Genomic DNA, 25,940 nt, shown 5'->3' on the forward strand with positions numbered 1-25,940 from the left:
AGACAAATCCCATAAGACAGAGACCCCCGCACCTTCCGGTGCGGGGGTCGCCTGAGCTTTCGACGGTGACTAGCGGTAGTCGCCGCTGGAGAAGCCGTAGTCGTCGAGCGGCACCGCAGCGCCGGCCGGAGCACCGAAGGTGCCGTCCGGGCTGTAGTAGGTGTCATCGTAGGCGGGCATCGCGTACGCCGCGGCGCGCGCCTCCTCGGTCGGCTGCACCTGGATGTTGCGGTACCGGTTGATGCCGGTACCGGCCGGGATCAGCTTACCGATGATCACGTTCTCCTTGAGACCGATGAGCTTGTCGCTGCGGCTGTTGATGGCCGCATCGGTGAGCACACGGGTGGTCTCCTGGAACGACGCCGCACTCAGCCACGAGTCGGTGGCCAGCGATGCCTTGGTGATACCCATCAGCACCGGACGACCGGCCGCGGGCTCGCCACCCTCGGACACGACGCGACGGTTGGCGGCCTCGAACTCGGCACGCTCGGTGAGCGAACCGGGCAGGAACTCCGTCGACCCCGAGTCGATGATCGTCACGCGACGCAGCATCTGACGCACGATGGTCTCGATGTGCTTGTCGTGGATCGACACACCCTGGCTGCGGTAGACCTCCTGGACCTCGTTGACCAGGTGCACCTGCACCTGACGGGGCCCCATCACGCGCAGCACCTCGTGCGGGTTCGCCGAACCCTCCATGAGCTGCTGGCCGACCTCGACGTGGTCGCCGTCGGCGAGCAGACGCTCGGAGCCGTCGTCGTGCTTGAACACACGCAAACGCTGACGCTTCGAGATCTTGTCGTAGACAACCTCTTCCGATCCGTCGTCGGGGACGATCGTGATCTTGTAGAAGCGGTCGTCGTCCTCGAGACGCACCCGGCCGGAGACCTCCGCGATCGGCGCGACACCCTTGGGCACGCGCGCCTCGAAGAGCTCCTGCACACGCGGCAGACCACCGGTGATGTCGTCACCGACGCCACCCTGGTGGAAGGTACGCATGGTCAGCTGGGTACCGGGCTCACCGATCGACTGGGCGGCGATGATGCCGACGGCCTCGCCGATGTCGACGAGCTTGCCGGTGGCCATCGACCGTCCGTAGCACATGGCGCACACGCCGGTGCCGGTCGCGCAGGTCAACACCGAACGGACCTTGACCTGCGTGATACCCGCGGCCAGCAGGGCCTCGATCGCCGGGTCACCGAGATCGTGACCACGCTCGACGACGACGTTGCCGTCGGCATCGAGGGCGTCGGCGGCCAACGTGCGTGCGTACGCACTGGTCTCGACGTGCGCGTCACGGATGATCGAACCATCGGGCTGCTTCTCGCCCAGCGGGACGACGATGCCGCGCTCGGTGGCACAGTCGGTCTCGCGGACGATGACATCCTGGCTGACGTCGACCAGACGACGGGTCAGGTAACCCGAGTCGGCGGTACGAAGTGCGGTGTCGGCCAGACCCTTTCGGGCACCGTGGGTGTTGATGAAGTACTCCGCCACGGTCAGGCCCTCACGGAAGGAGGACTTGATCGGACGCGGGATGAACTCACCCTTCGGGTTGGTCACCAGACCCTTCATGCCCGACAGGTTGCGGACCTGGGTCATGTTTCCGGTCGCACCCGACTTCGGGATCATCGTGATCGGGTTGTCTTCGGGGTAGTAGTCCTCCATTGCCTTACCGACCTCTTCGGTGGCCTGCTTCCAGATCTCGACCAGCGCATCGCGCCGCTCGTCCGGGGTCAGGGCACCGCGCTGGAACTTGCGCTCCAGGCCATCGGCACGCTCCTCGTAACGCTCGAGGATCTCGGCCTTCTGCGGCGGCACGAGCACGTCGGCCATCGACACGGTCACACCCGAACGGGTCGCCCAGTAGAAGCCGACGTCCTTGAGCTTGTCGACGGTCTGCGCGACGACGATCATCGGGTAGCGCTCGGCGAGATCGTTGATGATCGCGGCCTGACGCTTCTTCGGCATCTGCTCGTCGACGAACGGGTACTCGATCGGCAGCAGCTCGTTGAACAGCACCCGACCCAGCGTGGTCGTGATGGTCCACGGCTGCCCGAACCGCCAGCCGTCGGCGAACTCCTGTGCCTCGATCTCCAGCGGCGGACGCTGATCGGTCAATCGAACCTTGATGCGCGACTGCACGGTCAGCACCCCACGGTCGACGGCCATGATGGCCTCGGCCGGGCTGGAGTACACGCCCTCCTCGGGATGCTCGGCGGTGGCGGGCTGGTACTCGCCTGCCGCACCCTCCTTGAGGGTGGTCAGGTAGAACAGGCCGGTCACCATGTCCAGACGCGGCATGGCCAACGGACGACCCGAGGCCGGCGACAGGATGTTGTTACTCGAGAGCATCAGGATGCGGGCCTCGGCCTGCGCCTCCGCGCTCAGCGGCAGGTGCACGGCCATCTGGTCGCCGTCGAAGTCGGCGTTGAAGGCCTCACACACCAGCGGGTGCAGCTGAATGGCCTTGCCCTCCACCAGCTGTGGCTCGAAGGCCTGGATGCCGAGGCGGTGCAGCGTCGGCGCACGGTTCAGCAGCACCGGATGCTCGGCGATGACCTCTTCGAGGACGTCCCACACGGCCGGACGCTGACGCTCGACCATGCGCTTGGCGCTCTTGATGTTCTGGGCCTGGTTCAGGTCGACCAGACGCTTCATCACGAACGGCTTGAACAGCTCGAGCGCCATCAGCTTGGGCAGACCGCACTGGTGCAGCTTGAGCTGCGGGCCGACAACGATGACCGAACGGCCGGAGTAGTCGACGCGCTTGCCGAGCAGGTTCTGACGGAACCGGCCCTGCTTGCCCTTGAGCAGATCCGAGAGCGACTTCAGCGGGCGGTTACCCGGACCGGTGACCGGACGTCCGCGACGGCCGTTGTCGAACAGGGCGTCCACCGACTCCTGCAGCATCCGCTTCTCGTTGTTGACGATGATCTCGGGAGCACCGAGGTCGATCAGTCGCTTGAGGCGGTTGTTGCGGTTGATGACGCGGCGGTACAGATCGTTGAGGTCGGAGGTCGCGAAGCGGCCACCGTCGAGCTGCACCATCGGACGCAGCTCCGGCGGGATCACCGGAACGGCGTCGAGCACCATGCCCAGCGGCGAGTTGCCCGACTGCTGGAACGCCGCAACGACCTTGAGTCGCTTGAGCGCACGCAGCTTCTTCTGGCCCTTGCCGCTGCGGATCGTCTCGCGCAGCGACTCGGCCTCGGCGTCGATGTCGAAGGTCTCGAGGAGCTTCTTGATCGCCTCGGCGCCCATCGACCCGGCGAAGTACTCGCCGTAGCGGTCCTGCAGCTGGTGGTAGAGCTTCTCGTCGATGATCAGATCGCCGGGAGCGAGCTTGACGAACTTGTCCCACAGCTCCACCAGACCGTCGAGCTCACGCTGCGCGGCGTCACGCATGCGACGCATCTCGCGCTCGGCCCCGTCCTTGACCTTGCGGCGGACGTCGGCCTTGGCGCCCTCGGCCTCGAGCTCGGCGAGATCGGCCTCGAGCTTCTGCTGACGCTCGTTGAGGTCGACGTCACGCTGGTCGGCGACGGCCTTCTTCTCGACCTCGATCTCCGCCTCGAGCGTGGAGAGCTCGTTGTGGCGCAGTTCGTCGTCGACGGAGGTGATCACGTAGGCGGCGAAGTAGATGATCTTCTCGAGATCCTTCGGCGCCAGGTCGAGCAGGTACCCCAACCGGCTCGGCACACCCTTGAAGTACCAGATGTGGGTGACCGGTGCGGCCAGCTCGATGTGGCCCATGCGCTCGCGGCGGACCTTGGCCTTGGTGACCTCGACCCCGCAGCGCTCGCAGATGATGCCCTTGAAGCGCACACGCTTGTACTTGCCGCAGTAGCACTCCCAGTCGCGAGTCGGTCCGAAGATCTTCTCGCAGAACAGGCCGTCCTTCTCGGGCTTGAGCGTGCGGTAATTGATGGTCTCGGGCTTCTTGACCTCGCCGTAGGACCAGTTGTGGATGTCATCGGCCGTGGCGAGACCGATCTTCAGTTCGTCGAAGTAGTTGACGTCGAGCACTCTATGCCTTCCCTGAGCAAGCTCTTTGATTCGACTAATGGGGGTACCCGCCGGGGCCGTGGCCCCGGCGGGCGTTGATCAGTTCGCCAGGTCGTCGACCGTCGCGGACTCATTGCGCGACAGGTTGATTCCCAGGTTGGCGGCGGCGCGTTCGAGATCCTCGTCGTCGGAGTCGGCCATCTCGATCGCGGCACCGTCACTCGAGAGCACCTCGACGTTGAGGCACAACGACTGGAGCTCCTTGAGGAGCACCTTGAACGACTCGGGGATACCGGGCTCGGGGATGTTCTCGCCCTTGACGATCGCCTCGTACACCTTCACGCGGCCGACCACGTCGTCGGACTTGATCGTCAGCAGCTCCTGCAGGGTGTAGGCGGCGCCGTAGGCCTGCATCGCCCAGCACTCCATCTCACCGAAGCGCTGGCCACCGAACTGGGCTTTACCGCCGAGCGGCTGCTGGGTGATCATCGAGTACGGACCGGTCGAGCGTGCGTGGATCTTGTCGTCGACGAGGTGGTGCAGCTTGATGATGTACATGTAGCCGACCGACACCGGGTACGGGAACGGCTCGCCGGAGCGGCCGTCGAACAGCATGGCCTTGCCGTCGCCGTTGACCATGACCTCACCGTCGCGGTTGGGCAGCGTCGAGGACAGCAGTCCGGTCAGCTCCTCCTCGCGGGCACCGTCGAACACCGGGGTGGCGGTGTTGGTGTCGGGGGCCGCCGAGTACATGTCCTCGGGCAGCTTCGACGCCCACTCCGGGACCCCGCTCGCGACGTCGACGTTCCAGCCGGCCTTGGCGATCCACCCGAGGTGGGTCTCCAGGATCTGGCCGATGTTCATACGACGCGGCACACCGTGGGTGTTGAGGATGATGTCGACCGGGGTGCCGTCCGGCAGGAACGGCATGTCCTCGGCGGGCAGGATCTTGCCGATGACACCCTTGTTGCCGTGGCGGCCGGCGAGCTTGTCGCCGTCCTGGATCTTGCGCTTCTGAGCCACGTACACGCGGACCAGCTCGTTGACGCCGGGCGGCAGATCGTCGTCGTCGTCACGGCTGAACACGCGCACACCGATGACCTTGCCGGTCTCACCGTGCGGGACCTTGAGCGAGGTGTCGCGCACCTCGCGGGCCTTCTCACCGAAGATGGCACGCAGCAGACGCTCTTCCGGGGTCAGCTCGGTCTCACCCTTCGGGGTGACCTTGCCGACCAGGATGTCGCCGTCGCGAACCTCCGCACCGATGCGCACGATGCCGCGCTCGTCAAGATCGGCGAGCACCTCGTCGGAGACGTTCGGGATGTCGCGGGTGATCTCCTCGGCACCGAGCTTGGTGTCGCGGGCATCGATCTCGTGCTCCTCGATGTGGATCGAGGTGAGCACGTCCTCCTCCACGAGCCGCTGGCTCAGGATGATCGCGTCCTCGTAGTTGTGGCCCTCCCACGGCATGATCGCCACGAGCAGGTTCTTACCCAGGGCCATCTCACCGTTCTCGGTGCAGGGCCCGTCGGCGAGGACCTGACCGGCCTCCACGCGCTGGCCCTCGTCCACGATCGGACGCTGGTTGGCGCAGGTGCCGTGATTGGAGCGCGCGAACTTGCGCATCCGGTAGGTGTCGCGGGTGCCGTCGTCGGCCATCACGGTGATGTAGTCGGCCGAGACCTCCTCGATCACACCGGTCTTGGACGAGACGATGACGTCGCCGGCGTCGACGGCGGCACGCAACTCCATGCCGGTACCGACCAGCGGCGACTCGTTGCGCACCAGCGGCACGGCCTGACGCTGCATGTTCGCACCCATCAGGGCGCGGTTGGCGTCGTCGTGCTCGAGGAACGGGATCATCGCGGTCGCGACCGAGACCATCTGGCGCGGCGAGACGTCGAGGTACTCGACCTGTGCCGCGTCGACGAACTCCACCTCGGAGCCCTTCTTGCGGACCAGGACGCGCTCGTCGGTGATGTTGCCGTTGAGGTCGTAGGCGGTATTCGCCTGACCGATGAGGTATCGATCCTCCTCGTCGGCGGTCATGTACTCGATGGTGTCGGAGACGACACCGTCGACGACCTTGCGGTACGGGGTCTCGATGAAGCCGAACGGGTTGACCCGCGCATACACCGACAGCGAGCCGATCAGCCCGATGTTCGGGCCTTCCGGGGTCTCGATCGGGCACATGCGGCCGTAGTGGCTCGGGTGCACGTCGCGCACCTCGAGGCCGGCACGCTCACGGCTCAGACCGCCCGGGCCCAACGCCGACAGACGACGCTTGTGGGTCAGACCCGACAGCGGGTTGTTCTGGTCCATGAACTGCGAGAGCTGGCTGGTGCCGAAGAACTCCTTGATCGCCGCCACGACGGGACGGATGTTGATCAAGGTCTGCGGGGTGATCGCCTCGACGTCCTGGGTGGTCATGCGCTCACGCACGACACGCTCCATACGCGAGAGACCCACGCGGATCTGGTTCTGGATCAGCTCGCCCACGGTACGCAGACGACGGTTGCCGAAGTGGTCGATGTCGTCGACCTCGATCGGCACGTCGAGCCCCTCGGGGCCGGCGACCTTCGCGAACGACACGGTGTGCGGGTCGGCGTCGTGCAGACGCACCAGGTACTCGACGGTCGCGGCGATGTCCTCGCGGGTCAGCACCGCCTCGCCGGTCATCGGGTTGTCGGTGAGACCGAGCTTCTTGTTGACCTTGTACCGGCCGACGCGCGCGAGGTCGTAGCGCTTCTCCTTGAAGAACAGGTTCTCCAGGAGGTTCTCCGCGGACTCCTTGGTCGGCGGCTCGCCCGGACGCAGCTTGCGGTAGACCTCGAGCAGTGCCTCGTCCTGGTTGGCGGCGTTGTCCTTCTCCAGGGTGGACATCATGATCTCGGAGAACCCGAAACGCTCGCTGATCTCCTCGGTGGTCCAACCGAGCGCCTTGAGCAGCACGGTGACCGGCTGGCGGCGCTTGCGGTCGATACGCACACCGACGGTGTCACGCTTGTCGACGTCGAACTCGAGCCATGCGCCACGACTCGGGATGACCTTGACCGTGTGCAGGGTCTTCTCGGTGGTCTTGTCGATGGTGGCGTCGAAATAGACACCGGGGCTGCGCACGAGCTGGCTCACCACGACACGCTCGGTGCCGTTGATGATGAAGCTGCCCTTGTCGGTCATGATCGGGAAATCGCCCATGAACACGGTCTGCGACTTGATCTCACCGGTGTTGTTGTTGATGAACTCCGCGGTGACGAACAGCGGAGCCGCGTACGTCATGTCCTTGTCCTTGCACTCCTCGACGGAGGCCTTGACCTCGTCGAAGTGCGGGTCGGAGAAGGACAGCGACATCGAACCCGAGAAGTCCTCGATGGGCGAGAGCTCGTGCAAGATGTCCTCGAGGCCTCCGGTCGGGCTCTCGTCGCCGCGCGAGATCGCTTTCGCGCGCCATTCGGGAGAACCGACGAGCCATTCGAAGGAGTCGAGTTGGAGGTCGAGGAGGCCCGGTACCTCCAAGGGTTCGCTGATCTTTGCGAACGAGGCGCGGTGTGGTGCGCCAGGGATGGTGGTTGAGGTGGACTGGCGGTCGACTGCCAAGGTGCGTCCTTCCAACACGATGTGTTCACTGCCGTGCGTTGTGTGGCGTGGCTGATGGGCCGTTCGCTGGTGACAAACCTGGATCGGCGATCACCGCAGCTCACACAAGGTGGCCGGAAGGAGGATCGATAGATGGACAGGAGGCAGCCAGCGCAACGTCCAACTATAGCAGGAAAAGAGGGCATCGTGTCAAGCAGTGATCACACTGCAGGCAGCGACGCCGTGAACCGAATCCGCGCAGTGTGGCTGCCACCCGCGATCTTCGCTGGTGACAGATTGGCCCGCCGACGCCGTCACGTCAAGCGCTACGCGCAGATTTGTGGAAGAAATCGTGTGTTGAACCTGCTGGGGAGCGGATCCGGGCGCGCCGCACGCCGTCCGCGCCGCCCGAAACGTGCCGACTTCGGGTTTGTGTGTCCTGCAGGGCACACAAACCCGAAGTCGACACGGATTCGCGAGGCCTCAGATGTCGGTGTAGCTCTGGATGAGCCACTGATCGCCGTGCTTGACCAGACCGAGCTGGTAGCGGCCGATGACGCTCTGCGTCGGGGCGCCGTTGGCGGTACCCGAGGCGACGAAGTTCAGGATCACATCCGCGGTCGAGCCGTCGGAGTCGCCGGACAGCCTCGTGACGCCGACGGCGTCGACCTTGCAGTCGTTGGTGACGTCCTGCTGCCCGAACTGCTCCTTGATCGTCGGGAGCCCCTGATTGAACTGTTTGAGCGCGTCGCCGGTGAGCGCGGAGCGAGCCGACGCCGCCCAGTTGTCGAAGTCCTTGCTGCGTGCGCCCTGGACCTGACAGAACTTCGACTGTGCCTGCGAGGTGAGGTCGGTGGTCGCGGCCTGATCGATGAAGGCCTTGTTGTCGCCGACGTTCGCGCCCGGATGCAGTGCGAGGACGACGGCGGCGATCGCGAACAGGGCGGCCACGCCTGCGATGATCGCGATCGCGCGACCGGAGAACCATCCCCGCTCGGCGCGACGCGCAGCGGCCCGTTCCTTGTCGGCCGACCTGTCACGACCCGGCCCGCGTCGACCGATCCCGTTGCCGCGCTGCGTGTTTCCTTGTGCGCTCCGCGCCGCGTCGGGCTGCGGTTTGATGGTCGACACCCGCGACACCGGTCGCGTCTTGCCGGTCGGACGTTCGGGTTCGGTGGCAGCGTCGACGTCGGAGTCGGTGGCCGCTGGGTCGGTGGCCTCGGCGTCGGTGGCCTCAGAGTCGGTGGGCTCGGCGTCGGAGTCCTTCTTGGTCAGCGAGATCGATGCCGTCTCGGGCTCTACCATCTCGGACTCTGCACCCTCGGGCTCACCGACATCCTCGGGCTCATCGACGACCGGCTTCGCTGCGATCGTCTCCGCTGCAACCGGCTTCTCGGCGGCCTTCTCTTGTGCGGAGGTCGCCGTCGCGTCGGTCGCCGTCGCGTCAGTGACCTGATCGATGGCCGCCGCGTCCGTGACCTGATCCGTCACCGTCCCGTCTGTGACCTGATCGGCCGGGCGTCGCGACCCGGCGACCTTCGGGCGGTATCCGGGCTTGCGCTGCCCTGGTGTGCGCGCCATCAGTTACCCCCTGCCGGTGCATCCGTCGGGGCGGGTGTGCCGCCACTGCTGTCGGTTCCGGTACCCGACGATCCGTCGTCGGCGTAGGAGATCCCATCGAGCGGGCTCACCTTCACCGCCTTCCACGTGTCACCGAATTTCTGCATGCCGACCAGGAACCCCATGGTGTTCGGGGTCTCCGACGCCTGGCCCGGCATCTTGCCGGTCACCGCGACGTACACCAGGACCTGGGCGGTGCCCTCGTCGGCGTTCACCTGCGTCGGCGCCGACCGCACCACCCGCGACGTCGTCGACCCCACCTGGCTGCCGGCCTGCTGGAGCTGCGGGTCGAGCGTGCCGGCCACCTGCTGGCGGACCTGATCGAGGGCGTCACCGGCGAAACTGCTCTGCAGTCGCTGGCTGAAGGTGTTCATGTTCTTGGGATCGATCGTGGTGACGTTGAGCATCGCCTGCTCGGCGGCGCCCGTCGCGTCGTCGCGTGCCTGCTGGGTCGGCGCCGCCACCGCGTAGGCCTCATAGGCCCGGTACCCGAACCAGCCGGCGCACGCGATCGCGGCGACCAGCACGACGATCACCGCGACGCCCAGGATGTTGTGCAGCATCGCCGCATTGCGCGGCGTTGGAACGTCCTTGCCTGCCGCGGCAGCGGCAGCGGAGCTTCGTCCGCCCGCCGCACCGGGTTCGTCGGTCCCCTTTCGGGGCGTACGGGACCGCTTCGGGTCACTCTTCGTCGTCATCGCGCGTCACTGTAACGATCGGACCTGAGAGGTTGCCAATCGCTCCTTCATCATCGAACAGGCGTCATCGGCGGGCCGCGAACAGCCCGTCATCCAGCGTGTTTCGTCACTGGCCGACGCCGTACCCGAATCCGCCGGGGTTCACCGGTCGCACACCCAACAGGTAGGCGAGCTGGGTGGCCAGCGGATTGAGGTTCAGTTTGTCGGGGTCCTTCTTGGGCGTGTTGTCCCACGGCTGCGGGGTGTCGGGGTTGGCGTACTGCGCGCGGTTGGCGCTGCGCACACCCGTCGGATTGCCGAACGGCACATCACACGACGCGTTCGTGTTGAACGGGAAATCGTCGTATCGGATGTCGAAGGTCGGGTCCTTCTTCTTGATCTCATCGATCATCTTGTAGGTGCTCTCGTACCCCTTGGTACAGGCCGGGGGGTTGTTGGTCTCGAGCACGATGCCGAAGTGGATCTGCCCGTCGCCGGGTGCCGGGCTGTGGCTGCCCGCCGAGAGCGCCGAGAGCATCGCGAACGTTCCCGACGTCATGTACGTCGCGGGTTGGATCGTGCGCGACACCTCGGACAGGTCGCCGACCACCTTGCCCAGATCGCCGCCGTTCTTCTGGATCAGCGCCGAGATCTGGGTCGCCGACGCCGTGCCCGTGGTGAGCAGACGCCGCAGATCGGGGTCCGACGACGCCAGCGTGGCGGTGATCAGGTTCAGGTTGCGCGACCACGTCAGGATTGCATCGGACTGGTCGGCCTGGGTGGAGAGCACCACATCGGAGTTCTGGATCAGCGAGATCGTCTGGGGCAGGTTGTCCGCGCCCGCCTTGGCGAGCGTGTTCAGCGAGTCGACGAGGCGAGAGAGGTTGTCGCCCTGCCCGTTGAAGGCCTTGCCGAGCTCGGTGATCACCGTGTGCAGATCGTCGATCGGGATCGAGTTGGTGAAGTTGATGGCTGAGGCGACGACGTCCTCGAGCGGCGCCGGGATGGAGACGTTGTCGGGTGAGATCGTCGACCCGTTGCCCAGGTACGGCCCGGACGTCGACCCCGACGGCTGGAGGTCGATGAACTGCTCACCGATCGCCGACCGCTCGGCGACGACGGCCTTCGACGACGCCGGGATCTTGGGACCACCGGAGTTGAGGTCGAGTTTCACGTCGACGCCGTCGGCGGTCAGCGTCATCGCGCCCACCCGGCCGACGGGGATGCCCATGTAGGTGACCTCGGCGTTGGTGAAGATACCGCCGGACTGCTTCATCTCCGCGGTCACCGTGTAGTTGCCGATGCCGGCGAGCTTGTCGAGCCGCGCGTATTTCGCGCCGACGTAGACGATCGCGACGATGCCCACGACGGCGAACACCAGCAGCTGGATCTTGGCGAGCTTGCCGATCATGCGCCCACCCCCATCTGTGCGAGCGTCTTGTCCAGCAGTCCCTGCCCCTGGGCGGGGACCGGGGCGAACGACGCCGGGTTGGCCGGGTACGTGCCGCCCGACGGTGGCGTGTTGGGGCCCGGACGCGAGTTCGCGGCCGGCGGCAGCAGGGTTATCGTCGGCCAGCCGTAGCGCGGCCCGTTGCCCTTGTAATAGGGGTTCGACGGGTTGACCGGCACATAGTGCCGCTCCGGCGGCGAATAGACCGGGTTGCCCTGGCCCACACCGAGAGCCTCGAGCTGGTTCAGCGTGCGCAGATCCAACGTCATGAACAGGTTGGTCGAGTCACCCTGCACCGCGGGCAGCAACGAGTCGGGGAACGGGTGGGTCAGCATCAGCGGCGCGGCGGTGATGAGATCCGGTGCCGCCTTGGACAATTCGGTCAACACCGGTCGCAGCGCCTTGAGATCGGTGATCATCGACTCGCGGGCGCGGCCGAGGACATCGGTGCCCACCTGCCCGAGTTTGTCGAGCTTGGTCAACAGGTCGACGAACTGTGGACGCTGCTGCTCGAGGACGGCGATACCGGCGGGCAGCTGCTGCAGGATGCGGTTGATCTGATCGGTCTGCGCATTGGCCCGTGCCGAGAGCGTGTTGAGCCCGTCGATCGCGCTGATGATGTCGTCGCGCTGCTTGTTGAGACCCGAGATGAGTTCCGAGGCGTTGTTCAGCAGGCTCTTGACGTTGTTCGCGCGGCCGTCGAAGGCCTTGTTGAGCTCGGAGACGATGGGCTCCAGCTGGTTGATGCCACCACCGTTGAGCAACATCGACAACGCGCCGAGCACCTGCTCGATGTCGGTGGCGGTGCGGGTCCGGGCCAGCGGGATCGGCTGGCCGTCGGGCTGGCGCGGCGCGTTGCCGACCTCGGCCGGGTCGTCGAGGGCGACGAACTTCTCGCCGAGCAGGCTGGTCTGCTGCACCGCGGCCTGTGCCTGGTCGGACAGGTCGATCTCGTGCTTCACCTTGATGGTGACCAGCGCATACCACTCGTTGTCGGGGACCTCGACCTTGGTGACGCGGCCCACGGCGACGCCGTTCTGCTTCACCATCGACTGCGGGACCAGATCCAGGATGTCGCTGAACTGGATGGTGTAGGTCCGCGGGTTGTCGCCGACGTCGACGCCGCCGGGCAGCGGGATCGACTGGATGCCGTTGCTGCCGCAGCCGGCCACCAGCACCACGGTGGCCAGGCTCAGCAGTGTTCCGGTCAATCGAGTGCGCAGCGAACGGCGCGAGCGCTTCGCCTCATGCCCCATGTCAGTTGCCCCCCGTTCCCGGTCGGGCCGTCGTCGACGCCGGGCGGCTCGTCGATGGCCGTGCGGTGGTCGAGGCCGGCGTGCGGCCCGTGCTCGGCCCCGGGTTCAGACTCGTGTCCGGGGTGCCGGGCACGGTGCCCGGGACCGGATACTGCTGCAGCTTGCCGTTGCTCATGATGCCGAACGGCAGGATGGGCAGGATCGGCGTGAGGACCTTGTCGTTGACCTGATTGGCGATGTTGGTGCACTGATTGATCAGCGGCGCGAGGGTGTCGCTGAACTGGGTGGCGGCCGGGTTGCCCGGCAGCAGCTGACCGAGATCGAGGAACTTGCACTGCGCCGCAAGCAGATTCTGCAGATCGGGGATCGTCAGTCGCATCGCGAGCGTGCCGGACTCGGCGTCGTAGGCGTTGATCAGGTTGCTCAGCGTCAGCGGGAGCACCGTCAGGATCTCCTTGAGCGACGTCTTGGTGTCGAGTAGCGCCTGCGTCGTCGGCTGCAGATCCTTGAGCGTCTGGCCGATCTGTTCGCGGTTGTCCTGGATGAACCCGGCGACGTCGCCGAGAGCGATCGACAATTTGTTCAACGCGGTCGCGAGCTGCTGGCGCTCACCGGCGAGGAAGCTGTTGAAATCGGCCATCTGCGTGTTGAACTGGCGCACCTGGGTGTCGTTCTCGCGTAGTGCGCCGACGAAGGTGTTGAGGTTCTTGACGGTGTCGAACAGGTCGCCGTGCGAGTCCGACAGGGTGGTGCTGGCCTTCGAGAGATTCTCGATCGCGGCGCCAAGCTTCTCACCGTTGCCCTGCAGGTTGTCGGCACCGGTGGTGATGAGCTGACTCACCGCGCCCTTGCTGTTGGCGCCGTCGGGACCAAGCGCCTCGGACAGTTTCTGCACGCTCGAATAGACCTGGTCGATCTCGACGGGGACCATCGTCCTGTCGAGTCCGAGGGTGACATCCTTGCCGGCCTTCGGCCCGCCGGAGTAGGCGGGCGTCAGCTGGACGAAGCGGTCGGCGACCACCGACGGGATGATCTGAACGGCCTTGACGTCGGCGGGCAGATCCACACCACGGTCCACCGTCATCGTCACCTTGACCGAATCACCGTCGGGTTCAACGGAATCCACCTTGCCCACCGACACCCCGAGCACGCGCACGTCGGTGCCCTCGTAGATGCCGACGGAGCGGTGGAAGGTGGCGGTCACCTTGGTGGTGCCGATCAGCGAGAATGCCCACCACAACACCCCCGCGACAATCAGCGCGATGATCGCGCCGAACACGATGTAGACGATGTGGCGCGGGGTGAACCACCGGCCGGGGCCGGAGGTGTTCGTCAGATCCGGTGCGGTGGTCATCCGGTGGCCCCCGTTCCGCCGTTGTTCTGATTGGCCTGCTTGTTGGGCAGTCGGGTGGTGTTCTGCTGCGGCAGCGCCGGGGGCAGCAGGTTGGTCACCACCGACTCGAACCACCGACCGTTACCGAGCACGTTGGCGTAGAGCCGATAGAACGGCGCCATGTTCGTGATCGTCGCGCGCAGATTGGCGTTCTGCTTGGTGAGCAGTTCGTTGACGCCCTTGAGCGAGTCCAGAGCGGGCCCGATCTGCGCCTCGTTGTCGCGCACGATGCCGGTCAACGCCGTCGACAGCGTCGTCGTCGTGGCCAGCAGCGCCGAGATGTTCTTCTGCCGGTTGTTGAGTTCGTCGAGCAGCTGCCCGGCACCGGCGATCAGCCGCACGAAGGTCTGGTTGCGGTCGGCGAGGATCTTGGAGGTGTCCTTGGTCGCCTGCAACAGCTTCTGCACCTCTTGGTCGCGGCTGGCGATGGTGTTCGACAACCGCGCGATGCCATCGAGCGCGGGCCCCATGTCGCCCGCGGTACCGGAGAAGGCATCCGAGAGCGAGCGCATCGACTGCGCCAACTGGTTGGTGTCGAGGTCCTCGATCTGGGTCGTCGCGTCGGAGAACGCCTCGATGACGTCGTACGGCGAGACCGTATCGGTCAGCGGCACATCGGGATCGGCCTGCTTGCTGCCGCGCGGATTGAGGCTCAGGTACTTCTGTCCCAGCACCGTCTTGATCTGGATGGACGCCTGCGTCTGGTTACCGATCCAGGTGTTGGACACCCGGAACCTGACGTCGACCCGGTCGCCGTCGAGGGTCACGTCCTTGACCTCGCCGACCTTGACGCCGGCGACGCGGACCTCGTTGCCTGCCTTGAGGCCTGCGGCCTCGGTGAACTTCGCGGTGTAGGTGGCGGCCTGCCCGACCAGCGGGAGAGAGGTCAGATAGAACGCGGAGACCGCGGCCATCAGCAGGATCAGGATGCCGATCCCGCCGATGGAGACCGGACTGCGCCGACCGCCGAAGCGGCGATGCGGATGGGACTTCTTCGGTGCCTGCGCGCCGGTATCGCCCGCGGCGTTGCCGAGGTCGCTGTTATCCGTCATCTCGTCTCTCACCCCCCTGGCCTGTTGTCTTTCCAGCAGCGGGTCGCCGCGCTGGTGTAGAGCACATGATTGATGTCGGGCAGCGGCACCGCCGGCTGGGTCAGCAGGGTCGACTTGCCGTTGCCCGCCACGACGTCGATGCCGCACAGATAGAACTGGAACCACGACCCGAAGGTCGCCGCGCGGCCGATCTTCTGGAGCTTGACCGGAAGATTGTTCAGGATCTGGTTCACGTCCTTGTTGCGCGCGTTGATCTGGTCGGCCAGCGACTTCAGACCTGCGATGTCGCCTTGGATCGACGGCCTGGTCTGCGACAGGATCGACGCGGTCACCGTCGTCAGGTTCGATACCGAGGCGATCGCCGATCCGACCGAACCGCGTTGCGCCGCAAGGCCGGTCACGAGTTGCTCGGTGTTGTCCAGGAGCGACTTGAAGTTCGCGTCGTTGCGATTGACGGTGTTGAGCACCGATGTCAGGTTGGTGATGAGCTCACCGATCACCTTGTCGCGGTCGGCCAGCGAGTTCGTCAGCGACGAGGTGCTCGAGATCAACGTGGAGATGTTGCCCTCCTCGCCCTGGAAGATCTTGATGATCTGGTCGGCGAGGTTGTTGACGTCGGCGGCCGAGAGCTGACGGAACAGCGGTTTGAACCCGTTGAACAACTCGGTGAGGTTCACCGCGGGATGCGTGTCGCGCACGTTCGGGTCGGTACCGAAGGTGAAGCCCGGCGCCACGGTCGCATCGGAGGTACCCGCACCCCGCTCGACGGCCAGGTAGCGCAGGCCGGTGAGGTTGCGGTAGCGGATGTAGAGCTGCGCACCCTGCGGCAGCGACGACCGGTTGATGTTGAACTTCACCATCGCCTTGTTCTGGTCGTACACCGCGACGTCGGTGACCTGACCGACGCGCACACCGGCGATACGCACGTCGTCGCCCTTGTTGAGCAGGGCGGCGTCGTCGAACACGGCGCTGTACTTGCTGTCGCCGTCGCCGCCGGCATTGGCGATCGTCAGGGCGAGCAGACTGGTCGCGATCACGGTGATCACGGCGAACGTGATCAGTTTGATCAGCGGTCCCACAACGGATTTCACTGGATGTGCACCTCCGCGCCGGCCAGCGCCGGACCACCGATCATGGTGATCCAGGTCGGGACGTCGTCCGGGCGGGTACCGCTGGCCGAGCCGTAGATCAGCTTCAGCTGGGTCCGGAATGACGGGTCGTCGAACGGCGAGGGCTTGATCAGTCCGACCGGGGTGGTGGTGAACTGCGGCTGCGGCAGGCTCGGCATCGTCCGCGGGCCGGGGTTACGCGACGGCGGCTGGTAGGAGCCGTCGGCCAGTCCACCGCCGGGGTACTGCGGGAACGGGCGGCCGTTGGTCGGCGGCTCGTAGCAGACCGCGGGCGGATCGGTATCGAAGAACCGCGGCTCGTCCTGGTTCGGGAGATAGCGTCCGCGGGGGTTCACGAACTGCAGGTTCACGCGCACACCGGGATTGGCGGTGCCGGCACCGACGATCTTCTGCGACTCCGGGATCAGGGTCGCGAAGTTGTGGAAGGTGCACTGGAAGGTCGGCGACTGCTTGGCCAGTCCGGTGAGCAACTGCTCAGAGTCGACGAACAGGTCGACGAGGTTGTTGCCATTCTGCTGCAACCAACCGGTGGTGTCGGTGGCCGCGACCCCGAGGGTGGCGATCAACGTCCGCAGGTCACCTTGCCGCTCCACGATGGTGTTCGACGTGGTGCGGAAGTTGTCGAGGGCGTCGATGACGTCGGGCAGCGCCTGGGAGTAGGTCTGCGAGAAACTCGCCAAACCCCGCAGTGTGCCCTGTAGGTCGGGCAGCACCCCGTTGATGCCGACGAACACCTTGTTGAGGTTGTCGATGGTGGTGCCGAGCTCCTCGCCGCGGCCCTGCAACGCCTGCGACAGCGACGTCAGGGTCACGTTGAGATCCTGCGGCGGGATGGCCTGCAGGACCGGGAGCAGCTTGTCGAACAGTTGCTGCAGCTCCTGCGCGTTACCGCTCTTGTCGGTCGCGATGACGTCACCGTTGCGCAGCCCCGGTCCACCGGAGGCGGGTAGCTGCAGATCGACGTACCGCTCGCCGAACAGCGTCTTGGGCAGGATTCGCGCGGTGGTCGCCTGCGGGATCTGCTTGGCCATGTCGGGGTTGAGCCCCAATTCGACGTCGACCGAACCGTTCGGCGCCGGCGAGATACTGCGGACCTCGCCGACGACGACCCCGCGGGCCTTCACGTCGGCATTCGCGGGCAGCGCATTGCCGACGGCGTCGGTGGTGAGCGTGACGGTCGTGAAGTCGGTGAACGTCTTGTTGAACTTCATGATCGTCACCGCGAAGAACAACGCGACGACGACCAGGAAGGCGACGCCGAGGAGTCTGCGGCGCACGGTCCCCATCGATCAGCCTCCCACTCTGACGGTCGTGGTGGTGCCCCAGATCGCCAATCCGAGGAAGAAGTCGAGTACCGCGATCAGCACCAACGCGGCACGAACGGCGTGCCCCACCGCCACGCCGACGCCCGCGGGACCCCCGCTGGCGTAGTAGCCGTAATAGCAGTGCACCAGGATGATGACGAACGCGAAGATCAGCACCTTGCCGAAGGACCACAGCACGTCCGCCGGTGGAAGGAACAAGTTGAAGTAGTGGTCGTAGTTGCCCGCGGACTGGCCGTTGAAGATGACCGTGATCTCCCGGGAGGCCAGATACGACGCGAGCAGACCGAGCACGTAGAGCGGGATGACCGCGATGAAACCGGCGATCACGCGTGTGGACACCAGGAACGGGATCGACGGCACCGCCATCGATTCCAGGGCGTCGATCTCCTCGGAGATGCGCATGGCACCGAGCTGTGCGGTGAAACCGCACCCGACCGTTGCCGACAACGCCAGCCCCGCGACCAGGGGTGCCACCTCACGGGTGTTGACGTAGGCCGACAAAAAGCCGGTCAGCGCCTGCGAACCGATCTGGTCGAGCGCCGAATATCCCTGCAGACCGACGACGACGCCGGTGAAGCCCGACATCAGCACCATCACACCGACGGTCCCCGCCACGACGGCCAGGCCGCCGGTACCGAAGGCCACCTCGGCCAGCAGACGCAGCACCTCGCGCGTGTAGTGCACGAGTGTCTTCGGGATCCACGCCAACGTCCGTCCGTAGAAGGACATCTGTTCGCCCGCCCCGTCGAGCACTTTCAACGGCTTGCCTGCTAGCTTGCGTGCTTCGTAGAGGTAATACTCCGGACGACTCTTGGCGATCGTCACTCCACCACCACCGGACACGCCTAACTTCCCTTCGGCGGGACGATCTGAAGGTAGACCGCCGTGATGATCAGATTGGCAAGGAACAGCAGCAGGAAGGTGATGACCACGCTCTGGTTGACCGCATCACCGACGCCCTTGGGGCCGCCCTTGGGATTGAGCCCCTTGTAGGCGGCGATGACCCCGGCGAGCACACCGAAGATCGCGGCCTTGATCGTCGAGATCCACAGGTCGGGGAGCTGTGCGAGGGCACCGAACGACGCCAGATAGGCGCCCGGGGTGCCGTCCTGGACGATGACGTTGAAGAAGTAGCCGCCGCCGATACCGACGACCGCGACGAGGCCGTTGAGCAGCACGGCGACCAGGATCATCGCCAGCACACGCGGGACCACCAGGCGCTGGACGGGGTTGATGCCCAGCACCTCCATCGCGTCGATCTCCTCGCGGATGGTGCGCGAACCGAGGTCGGCGGCGACCGCCGACCCGGCGGCGCCCGCCACCAGCAGCGAGGTCACCAGTGGCGATCCCTGTTGGATCACCACCAGCACACTCGCGGCACCCGTGTACGACTCGGCACCGAGCTGCTTGATCAGCGAACCGGTCTGCAGCGAGACGATCGCGCCGAACGGGATCGCGATGAGCGCGGTCGGCAGGATCGTGACGCTGGCGATGAACCATGCCTGCTGGATGAACTCGCGCCACTGGAAGGGCCGTACGAAGGTCTGACGCGCGACGTCGACGAACAGCTGGACGATGTTGCCCGCCTGGGCAAGTGCACTCGTTCCGGCTTGCGCGATCTTGTCGGCGCCACGCGTGGTGGCATTGGCCATTCTCGGTTAGCTCCGCCCGTCGCCGTGTCGGGGTTTCTTGGTGGTGTCGATCTGCTCGGTGGGCTGGTCGGTCTGGGCGGCCGGCGGCACGTCCCACTGTTGGGTGGGTGCGTCGTTGCCGGCGAACTCGTAGACCTCGGTGGGGGCTTCTGCGGTGACGACGCCACCGGCCGAGCTCCACTCCCCCTGACCGGATCCGCCGGCGTGTGCGGCGGCGCCGCCGCCTGCACCGTTGTCGGCCATGTCGGCGCCGTGGGCCTGCGCCTGGGCGCGGATCTCGTCCTCCTGCGCCATCGATTCACGGATCGCGCGCTGGGCGTTTTCCGGCAGCGACGGCAGCAGTTCGAGGACGCGTTCGCGGTGACGGGCAACCGCCTTGCGTTCGGGCATACCGGGATTGGGCTGCACCTGCGGGATGATCTCGGAGAAGTCGTCCTTGGTACCGCCGCCGCCGATACCCGCGGCCTGCATCGCTTCTTCCTGCTTCTGGACCGCCTCGTCCTTCTCCTCCGACATACCGATCGGACCGAACCGATCACCGGACAAGAACTGCTTGACCACCGGCTGCTCCGAAGTCAGCAACTGCTCACGCGGACCGAACATCACCAGCTCCTTGCGGAACAACATCCCGATGTTGTCCGGGATCGTCCGAGCGATGTTGATGTTGTGCGTCACGATCAGGATCGTCGCATCGATCTGCGCATTGATATCGATCAGCAACTGCGAAATGTAGGCGGTACGCACCGGATCCAGACCCGAGTCCGGCTCGTCGCACAAGATGATCTGCGGATCCAACACCAGCGCCCGCGCCAACCCGGCGCGCTTGCGCATACCACCGGAGATCTCACCCGGCAGTTTGTCCTCGGCACCGGCCAGACCGACCAGGTCGATCTTCTCCATCACGATGTCGCGGACCTCGTTCTCCTTCTTCTTCGTGTGCTCACGAAGCGGGAACGCGATGTTGTCATACAAACTCATCGACCCGAATAGTGCGCCGTCCTGGAACAGCACACCGAACAGCTTGCGGATCTCATAGAGTTCCTTGGCCGAACACTGGGTGATGTCGGTGCCATCGATGATCACCGACCCCTGCTCGGGATGCAGCAAGCCGATCAACGTCTTCAAGAACACCGACTTACCGGTACCCGACGGACCCAGCAGTGCCGATACCTCGCCCTCCGGCAAGGTCAGGGTCACATCACGCCAGATGTTCTGCGAGCCGAACGACTTGGTGAGCCCCTCAACGCTGACCTCAACACCCACGGTTTCCTCCAGAAGTTCGCTGCCCCCAATGAGCTCCCGCGGGTGCGAGAGTCCACCCCTCGGTGACATGTGTGGTTGGGGTCACTGTATCCGACCACAGCAACAGCACCCCCCACACACGTGGACCGAAGACCCACAGCGTGGACGCGAAAGAAATCTACCAACCGGTAACTTACCCTCGGGCGATGACACTAGCCGATGAAACGGTCCGATGGAAAGTGGGCCCGGTTCCATCGTCGCCGTCGGAGTGCGATGGCGCTCCCTACCGTCGCCGCGGTGGCGCAGCCCACCGGTTCAGGACCGCGCGAGGCCCTCTTCGCGGTCGTCGAAGGCCCCCGTGTCGGCGCCCCCGACGACGCTGTCGGGGTGGCCGGATGCGTCCTCGGGGTGGCCGGATTCGATTGCCTCCGGCCCGCCTGACCCGGGCTCCCATGCCTCGCGCACCCGCGTGAGCGGTAACCACCAGGAGATGAGCAGGATCAGCACGAGCCAGATCAGCGACGAGTTGCCGTAGATGATCTCCCACCAGCCCCAACGGAGTTCGTTGAGCTGCGCGCTCGGCAGTGACAGCGACGGTCCGGGGAGCTGCGCGATCAGGCCGAGGATGCCCAGTCCGAGGAAGACCGCACCACGCCGGTCGCCGCGTCTGGCCCGCAACGCCCGGACACCGATGGTGACGAACACCAGGATGAACACCGAGGTGAGCACCCAGTGGTGAATCCAGGCGGCCGGGGTGGCCAGCAGGGCCACCGCCCACGCCGCCAGGAAGCACAGCTCGTATTCGCGACGTTTGGCCAGATACCACGCGAGAGCCAGACAATAGAGCCCTGCGATCGCGCACAACGGCAACCACCAGTGCGACCGATCGCTGTCGCTCATCCCGGTGCGCGCCAGCACCCCGGCGATGCCCTGGTTGTAGACGAAGGCCAGTCCACCGATGCGCTCGGGATCGAAGACCGTCGACGTCCAGTACTTCCACGTGTCCGACGGCGTGATCGCCCACGCGATACCGGTCGCCACCAGGAAGCCGACGACGACGTTGATCGCCGCCCGCCACTGCCGGCGCGCGATGAAATAGATGACGACGACGGCCGGGGTCATCTTGATCGCCGCGGCGATACCGACCAGCAGTCCCCGATACGGTTCGGCCCACGCGGGGCGCCGGTCCCACAGGGTGTCGGCGATGACCAGGCCGGCGAGGATCAGATTGATCTGACCGAGGTCGAGGGTGATGCGGATGGGTTCGAGTTCGAAGGCCACACCGGTCAGGATCATCGACCAGCCGATCGGCAGGTCACCACATCCGACGCGACGCAGCAGGATTCGAATCAGCCACCACGTCAGCAGACATCCGAGGATCAGGAAGATGACCGAGAGCAAGCGCACCGGCATCCAGCTCATCGGCACGAAGGACACCGCCGCGAACGGCGGGTAGGTGAACGGCAGAATGCTGTCGTTCGCCTGCGGCATCGGACCGTCGTAGAGGTGCTGCCCGTGGAACAGGAACTGGCCGCCATAGCGGTAGATCTGCAGATCCACCGGCGGACCCCAGTACTTGGTGGGCCCGAGGTGCACCAGCCACGGCTGGCCGAAGACGCGGCACACCCCCAGGACGAGCACCACGGCCCCGACGACGTTGATCGTCGTGAACGCACGACGGGACACAGGAGCAGTCACGCGGGGTGATACTAGTCCGTCCCGCTCCCACCACCCGCAAGCCTCCCGCCGCAGCAACTGCCCGTGACAGCAACGAACCCGGGACGGATTTCTCCGTCCCGGGTTCGGGACATGCACCGTCAGTCGACGGTCACACCGCGCAAGTAAGCACGCAAGCTCACTTGACGGTCACACTGCGCAAGTAAGCAAGCTTACTTGACGGACACCTTGGCGCCGGCCTCTTCGAGCTTGGCCTTGGCAGCCTCGGCGGCATCCTTGTCGACCTTCTCCAGGATCGGCTTGGGAGCGCCCTCGACGAGATCCTTGGCCTCCTTGAGGCCCAGGCCCGAGACGACCTCACGGACGACCTTGATGACCTGGATCTTCTTGTCGCCGGCAGCCTCGAGCACGACGTCGAACTCGTCCTGCTCGGCAGCGGCCTCGGCGGCAGCGGCCGGGGCACCGGCAGCGGCGACGGCGACCGGAGCGGCCGCGGTGACCTCGAAGACCTCTTCGAACTTCTTCACGAAATCGCTGAGCTCCAGCAGGGTCAGTTCCTTGAACTGATCGATGAGCTCGTCAGCGGTGAGCTTCGCCATGGTTGGCGTCCTTCCTATTCAAGCCCCACACGGGGTCGTGGTGATCCCCGTGGGGATGTTTGTGGTGCGGCGAGTTATTCGCCGGCTTCGTTCTTCTTCTCCTGCAGGGCCGCGGCGAGACGCGCCACCTGCGATGCCGGCTGGTTGAACAGGCCGGCAGCCTTTGCCAAGTTGCCCTTCATGGCACCGGCGAGCTTGGCCAACAGGACCTCGCGGGTCTCAAGGTCGGCGATCTGTTCGATCTCGGCCACGGACAGCGCACGGCCGTCCATGTATCCGCCCTTGATGACGAGAGCCTTGTTGTCCTTGGCGAAGTTCTTGATCGCCTTGGCGGCCACAACCGGTTCACCTTCGATGAAGGCAATCGCGGTCGGACCGCTGAACAGCTCGTCGAGCCCTTCCACGCCCGCCTTCTCGGCGGCACGCTTCACCAGGGTGTTCTTGGCGACGGAGTAGGTTGCGCCCTCACCGAGGGAACGACGCAGATCGGTGATCTGACTGACGGACAGGCCACGGTACTCCGTGACGACCGTCGCCGTAGCGCCCTCGAACTGCTCTGCGATCTCCGCGACTGCGGCAACCTTGTCGGACTTGGCCATACTTCGCCTCCTTCCTCATCACTCGAGTTGAGTTGGTCAGAGTTCAACGCAGGGGCGTTCGGAAAGACGCGGCGTCGCGGAGGGCACATAGCCCTCGAAACGACGAAACGCCCCGGCACACAGAGGCACGGGGCGTCACACTGGCGAACACACCGGTCAGGGCATGATCGAGCTTCTTCCTCGTTCTCCCTGCGTGGGCCGCCGACATTGCTGTCGTCCTTCGATCGGGATCGCTCCCGATGACCAACGGTCTCTGGTTGAACCGATACGACGCGTCAACGCGCGTCACACCGGGAACGAGATTACCCGAGCCGGGTGTTGTCGGCCAAATCCGTCCCGGCGCCGCCCGGCTACCTGACCGAACGGAGGGTTTTCCAGCTCACACACGGCTTTGAACTGCCAATTCACTGTCGTGACCCAAATGGACCCCCCCTCGATGCGATTCCGAGATCGGCGATGCACTACAGTCGGCGATCGGGAGTGATGTGGCCCACAAAGTATAAGCGGGGTTTCACTCACGGCCCGAGCACACGACGGGGTGTGGGTGACGCCGGTGGGTCCGGCGTCCGGTCACACCCCAGGCAGGGTGAGGCACCATGACGTACCAGTTGGACCCGGGCACTCCCGGGATGTCACGACCCCAGGTGGCCCCGACGCGGCCCGACGGCGGACGCGCCATTCCCCACTTCGGCACCCTCCCCCTCGGTGATCCGACCGGCGGCGCCGACGGCATCCGGTGGCGCGAAGCAGTCGACGGCGCCCAGCTCTATCCCCGCGTGGTCGTCGATCGGCACGTCAAGATCACCATGAGCGACGGTGTCACCTTGCGCGCCACGGTGGTCCGCCCCGCCAACCGCTTCGGCCAGACCGTGCTCACCCCATATCCCGCGATCGTCAACATCAACCCCTACAACCGGGCGGCCGTCGACTTCATCGACACCACCACCCACGCACCGGTCCTCGGGCGGGCGTTGCGGGTCGCGTCGTCGTCGATCGATGCGACGGGCACCGCACTCGGCGGGCTCACCCGCCTGACCGGCACGCTGTCCGGCGGAATTCTCGACGTCTTCGGCATCAACCGCACCCTGGTCCGCAGCGGTTACGTCCAGGTCATCGTCGACGTCCGGGGTACCGGGGCCAGCGGCGGCAAATGGCAGATCCTCGGCGCGCGCGAACAGCAGGACTCGGTGGAGGTCATCTCATGGGCCGCCGAACAAGAATGGTGTGACGGCAAGGTCGGACTCGCCGGCTGGTCGTACTCGGCGATCAACTCGCTGCAGGCCGCCGACAAACGCCCGGCCGAACTCGGTGCGGTCTTCGCGGTCGAGGGATGCGACGACATCGTTCGCGACGTCTACATCACCGGCGGTATGCCGTCGGCATTCATCCCGATGTGGCTGTCGGTGGTCAACGTGCTCAAGTGGGTCCCCAACCCGTCGACGTACCTGCGCGATGTGGTGCGCGGCGACACGCTGCGCTGGCTGCGGGATCGCGTGGCCTCCCCGGCGACCGAGATCCCGTCGTTGCTGTGGGGTTTCCTCACTGCCCGCGACGACCGGATCTTCGACGACCCCTATTTCGACGAACGCGATCCGCAGATCGACCGGATCACCGCACCCACCTTCACCGTCGGCGGGTGGCACGATCTCTTCGGGCGTAGCGCCACCGGCATCTACGAGCGGCTCCGTCTCGAGCCCGGCCGCAAGCAGATGCTCGTCGGCGACGGGTATCACTTCGACGTGGGCACCGGCCATGGATCCAGCTCCGCCCCTCCACGTCTCGACGTCCTCGAGCGCGCCTGGTTCGATCGCTGGCTCAAGGGCCACCGCAACGGCATCGACCACTACGGACCGGTCACGATGATGCAGCAGGGCGGCTCGTGGACGTCCGGCGCGGCGTTCCCGCGACCGGGCGTGCGTCCCCGGCGGCTCTACCTCACCGAGGAGCCGTCGACGACCGCGGATCACGCGGTGCACGACGGATCGCTGAGCACTACTCCGGCACAAGGTGTTTCGTCTCTGCACATCCGGCCGGACCTGCGCGGCATGGTGTCCCGGGACATGACGCAGGTGACCGCGGGTGCGTCGATGGTACTCGGCAATCGATTCACGACCGACGCACGTTTTCAGGAGCGCGGTGGGTTGTCGTTCACCAGCGCCCCGGTCACCGAGGCGACCCACCTCAGCGGCGCGATGAACCTTCGCCTCAACGTGGCGACCACCGCGCACGAGGGCATCTGGGCGGTGACCGTCAATGATGTTGCGCCCGATGGCACCTCGACCGTTCTCACCAACGGCGCGCTCTCGGCGACCAATCGCGCCCTCGACCGGTCGATGTCGACGTTCACCGAGGAGGGACATCTCCTCGGTGCCCATCATTACCTCTCCCGCAAGCGCAAGTTGCCGGTACCCGCCGACGAGCCGGTCCGCATCGACGTCGATCTCGTGCCCACCGACGCGGTGCTCGAACCCGGTCACCGCTTGCGAGTGGACGTCTACGCCGCGAGCTTCCCCCGCTACCTCACGGTGGTCCCCGACCTGATCAAGGCCCGCGGGCGCAAGCAACGCCTCGTTCTCGACCCCGAGCACCCGAGCTACCTGACGTTCCTGGCCGGCGACGGGCTCGACTGAGCCCGCTCAGCCCATCGACCGGGCGTCGAATCTCATCGACCGGGCGCTCGAATC

General features: G+C 65.7%; 17 protein-coding genes. 1 reads left to right on the top strand and 16 read right to left on the bottom strand.

Going from position 1 to position 25,940, the window contains the following annotated elements:
• Nucleotides 1-69: 69 nt before the first annotated feature.
• The 16 genes from J6U32_RS23005 to rplJ all read right to left on the bottom strand — a co-directional run bounded on the left by J6U32_RS23005 (nt 70) and on the right by rplJ (nt 23,256).
• Nucleotides 70-4,029 (bottom strand): DNA-directed RNA polymerase subunit beta', encoded by a 3,960-nt coding sequence (locus J6U32_RS23005; protein WP_208792292.1) that lies wholly within the window; start codon nt 4,027-4,029, stop codon nt 70-72.
• A 78-nt stretch (nt 4,030-4,107) separates the two neighbouring features.
• Nucleotides 4,108-7,605: a DNA-directed RNA polymerase subunit beta gene (locus tag J6U32_RS23010; RefSeq protein WP_208792293.1), complete on the bottom strand. Its 3,498-nt coding sequence runs from the start codon at nt 7,603-7,605 to the stop codon at nt 4,108-4,110.
• Between the two features lie 462 nt (nt 7,606-8,067).
• On the bottom strand, nt 8,068-9,165 hold the full coding sequence (locus J6U32_RS23015) for a hypothetical protein (RefSeq protein ID WP_208792294.1): 1,098 nt from the start codon (nt 9,163-9,165) through the stop codon (nt 8,068-8,070).
• Nucleotides 9,165-9,902, bottom strand: a complete 738-nt coding sequence (locus J6U32_RS23020) for a hypothetical protein (protein ID WP_208792295.1) — start codon at nt 9,900-9,902, stop codon at nt 9,165-9,167. The genes J6U32_RS23015 and J6U32_RS23020 overlap by 1 nt, the downstream gene beginning before the upstream one ends.
• Before the next feature lie 106 nt (nt 9,903-10,008).
• On the bottom strand, nt 10,009-11,292 hold the full coding sequence (locus J6U32_RS23025) for an MCE family protein (RefSeq protein ID WP_208792296.1): 1,284 nt from the start codon (nt 11,290-11,292) through the stop codon (nt 10,009-10,011).
• Entirely contained in the window at nt 11,289-12,587 is a 1,299-nt protein-coding gene (locus J6U32_RS23030) for an MCE family protein (protein ID WP_208792297.1), read from the bottom strand. The genes J6U32_RS23025 and J6U32_RS23030 overlap by 4 nt, the downstream gene beginning before the upstream one ends.
• A gap of 1 nt (nt 12,588) precedes the next feature.
• Nucleotides 12,589-13,941: an MCE family protein gene (locus tag J6U32_RS23035; RefSeq protein ID WP_208792298.1), complete on the bottom strand. Its 1,353-nt coding sequence runs from the start codon at nt 13,939-13,941 to the stop codon at nt 12,589-12,591.
• The gene (locus J6U32_RS23040) at nt 13,938-15,032 is read right to left on the bottom strand and encodes an MlaD family protein (RefSeq protein WP_208792299.1); all 1,095 of its coding nucleotides are present in this window, start codon (nt 15,030-15,032) and stop codon (nt 13,938-13,940) included. Before J6U32_RS23040 ends, J6U32_RS23035 begins: the two co-directional genes overlap by 4 nt.
• Before the next feature lie 8 nt (nt 15,033-15,040).
• Nucleotides 15,041-16,123 (bottom strand): MCE family protein, encoded by a 1,083-nt coding sequence (locus J6U32_RS23045; protein ID WP_208792300.1) that lies wholly within the window; start codon nt 16,121-16,123, stop codon nt 15,041-15,043.
• Nucleotides 16,120-17,448 (bottom strand): MCE family protein, encoded by a 1,329-nt coding sequence (locus J6U32_RS23050; RefSeq protein WP_208792301.1) that lies wholly within the window; start codon nt 17,446-17,448, stop codon nt 16,120-16,122. The genes J6U32_RS23045 and J6U32_RS23050 overlap by 4 nt, the downstream gene beginning before the upstream one ends.
• 3 nt (nt 17,449-17,451) lie before the next feature.
• Nucleotides 17,452-18,330, bottom strand: coding sequence for an MlaE family ABC transporter permease (locus J6U32_RS23055; RefSeq protein WP_208792302.1), 879 nt, complete (start codon nt 18,328-18,330; stop codon nt 17,452-17,454).
• Between the two features lie 2 nt (nt 18,331-18,332).
• The gene (locus J6U32_RS23060; RefSeq protein WP_006368382.1) at nt 18,333-19,139 is read right to left on the bottom strand and encodes an MlaE family ABC transporter permease; all 807 of its coding nucleotides are present in this window, start codon (nt 19,137-19,139) and stop codon (nt 18,333-18,335) included.
• 6 nt (nt 19,140-19,145) lie between these two features.
• A complete protein-coding gene (locus tag J6U32_RS23065) occupies nt 19,146-20,402 on the bottom strand; it encodes an ABC transporter ATP-binding protein (RefSeq protein ID WP_208792303.1) in 1,257 nt (418 codons plus the stop codon).
• A gap of 294 nt (nt 20,403-20,696) precedes the next feature.
• Nucleotides 20,697-22,079: a glycosyltransferase 87 family protein gene (locus J6U32_RS23070; protein WP_208792304.1), complete on the bottom strand. Its 1,383-nt coding sequence runs from the start codon at nt 22,077-22,079 to the stop codon at nt 20,697-20,699.
• Nucleotides 22,080-22,270: 191 nt separating this feature from the next.
• On the bottom strand, nt 22,271-22,657 hold the full coding sequence (gene rplL / locus J6U32_RS23075; RefSeq protein WP_208792305.1) for a 50S ribosomal protein L7/L12: 387 nt from the start codon (nt 22,655-22,657) through the stop codon (nt 22,271-22,273).
• A 74-nt stretch (nt 22,658-22,731) separates the two neighbouring features.
• Complete coding sequence (gene rplJ / locus J6U32_RS23080) at nt 22,732-23,256, bottom strand: 50S ribosomal protein L10 (RefSeq protein WP_208792306.1); 525 nt, start codon at nt 23,254-23,256, stop codon at nt 22,732-22,734.
• 596 nt (nt 23,257-23,852) lie between these two features.
• Here rplJ and J6U32_RS23085 point away from each other — a divergent pair.
• A complete protein-coding gene (locus J6U32_RS23085) occupies nt 23,853-25,886 on the top strand; it encodes a CocE/NonD family hydrolase (RefSeq protein WP_208792307.1) in 2,034 nt (677 codons plus the stop codon).
• The last annotated feature ends 54 nt before the right edge of the window (nt 25,887-25,940 follow it).

The organism is Gordonia polyisoprenivorans (genome assembly GCF_017654315.1).
Lineage (GTDB): Bacteria > Actinomycetota > Actinomycetes > Mycobacteriales > Mycobacteriaceae > Gordonia > Gordonia polyisoprenivorans_A.

Bases quoted from the DNA above. Each gene is read 5' to 3' on its own strand.
- J6U32_RS23015 (WP_208792294.1), bottom strand. From the start codon at position 9,165: ATGGCGCGCACACCAGGGCAGCGCAAGCCCGGATACCGCCCGAAGGTC.
- J6U32_RS23020 (WP_208792295.1), bottom strand. From the start codon at position 9,902: ATGACGACGAAGAGTGACCCGAAGCGGTCCCGTACGCCCCGAAAGGGG.
- J6U32_RS23025 (WP_208792296.1), bottom strand. From the start codon at position 11,292: ATGATCGGCAAGCTCGCCAAGATCCAGCTGCTGGTGTTCGCCGTCGTG.
- J6U32_RS23030 (WP_208792297.1), bottom strand. From the start codon at position 12,587: ATGGGGCATGAGGCGAAGCGCTCGCGCCGTTCGCTGCGCACTCGATTG.
- J6U32_RS23035 (WP_208792298.1), bottom strand. From the start codon at position 13,941: ATGACCACCGCACCGGATCTGACGAACACCTCCGGCCCCGGCCGGTGG.
- J6U32_RS23040 (WP_208792299.1), bottom strand. From the start codon at position 15,032: ATGACGGATAACAGCGACCTCGGCAACGCCGCGGGCGATACCGGCGCG.
- J6U32_RS23050 (WP_208792301.1), bottom strand. From the start codon at position 17,448: ATGGGGACCGTGCGCCGCAGACTCCTCGGCGTCGCCTTCCTGGTCGTC.
- J6U32_RS23060 (WP_006368382.1), bottom strand. From the start codon at position 19,139: ATGGCCAATGCCACCACGCGTGGCGCCGACAAGATCGCGCAAGCCGGA.
- rplL (WP_208792305.1), bottom strand. From the start codon at position 22,657: ATGGCGAAGCTCACCGCTGACGAGCTCATCGATCAGTTCAAGGAACTG.
- rplJ (WP_208792306.1), bottom strand. From the start codon at position 23,256: ATGGCCAAGTCCGACAAGGTTGCCGCAGTCGCGGAGATCGCAGAGCAG.
- J6U32_RS23085 (WP_208792307.1), top strand. From the start codon at position 23,853: ATGACGTACCAGTTGGACCCGGGCACTCCCGGGATGTCACGACCCCAG.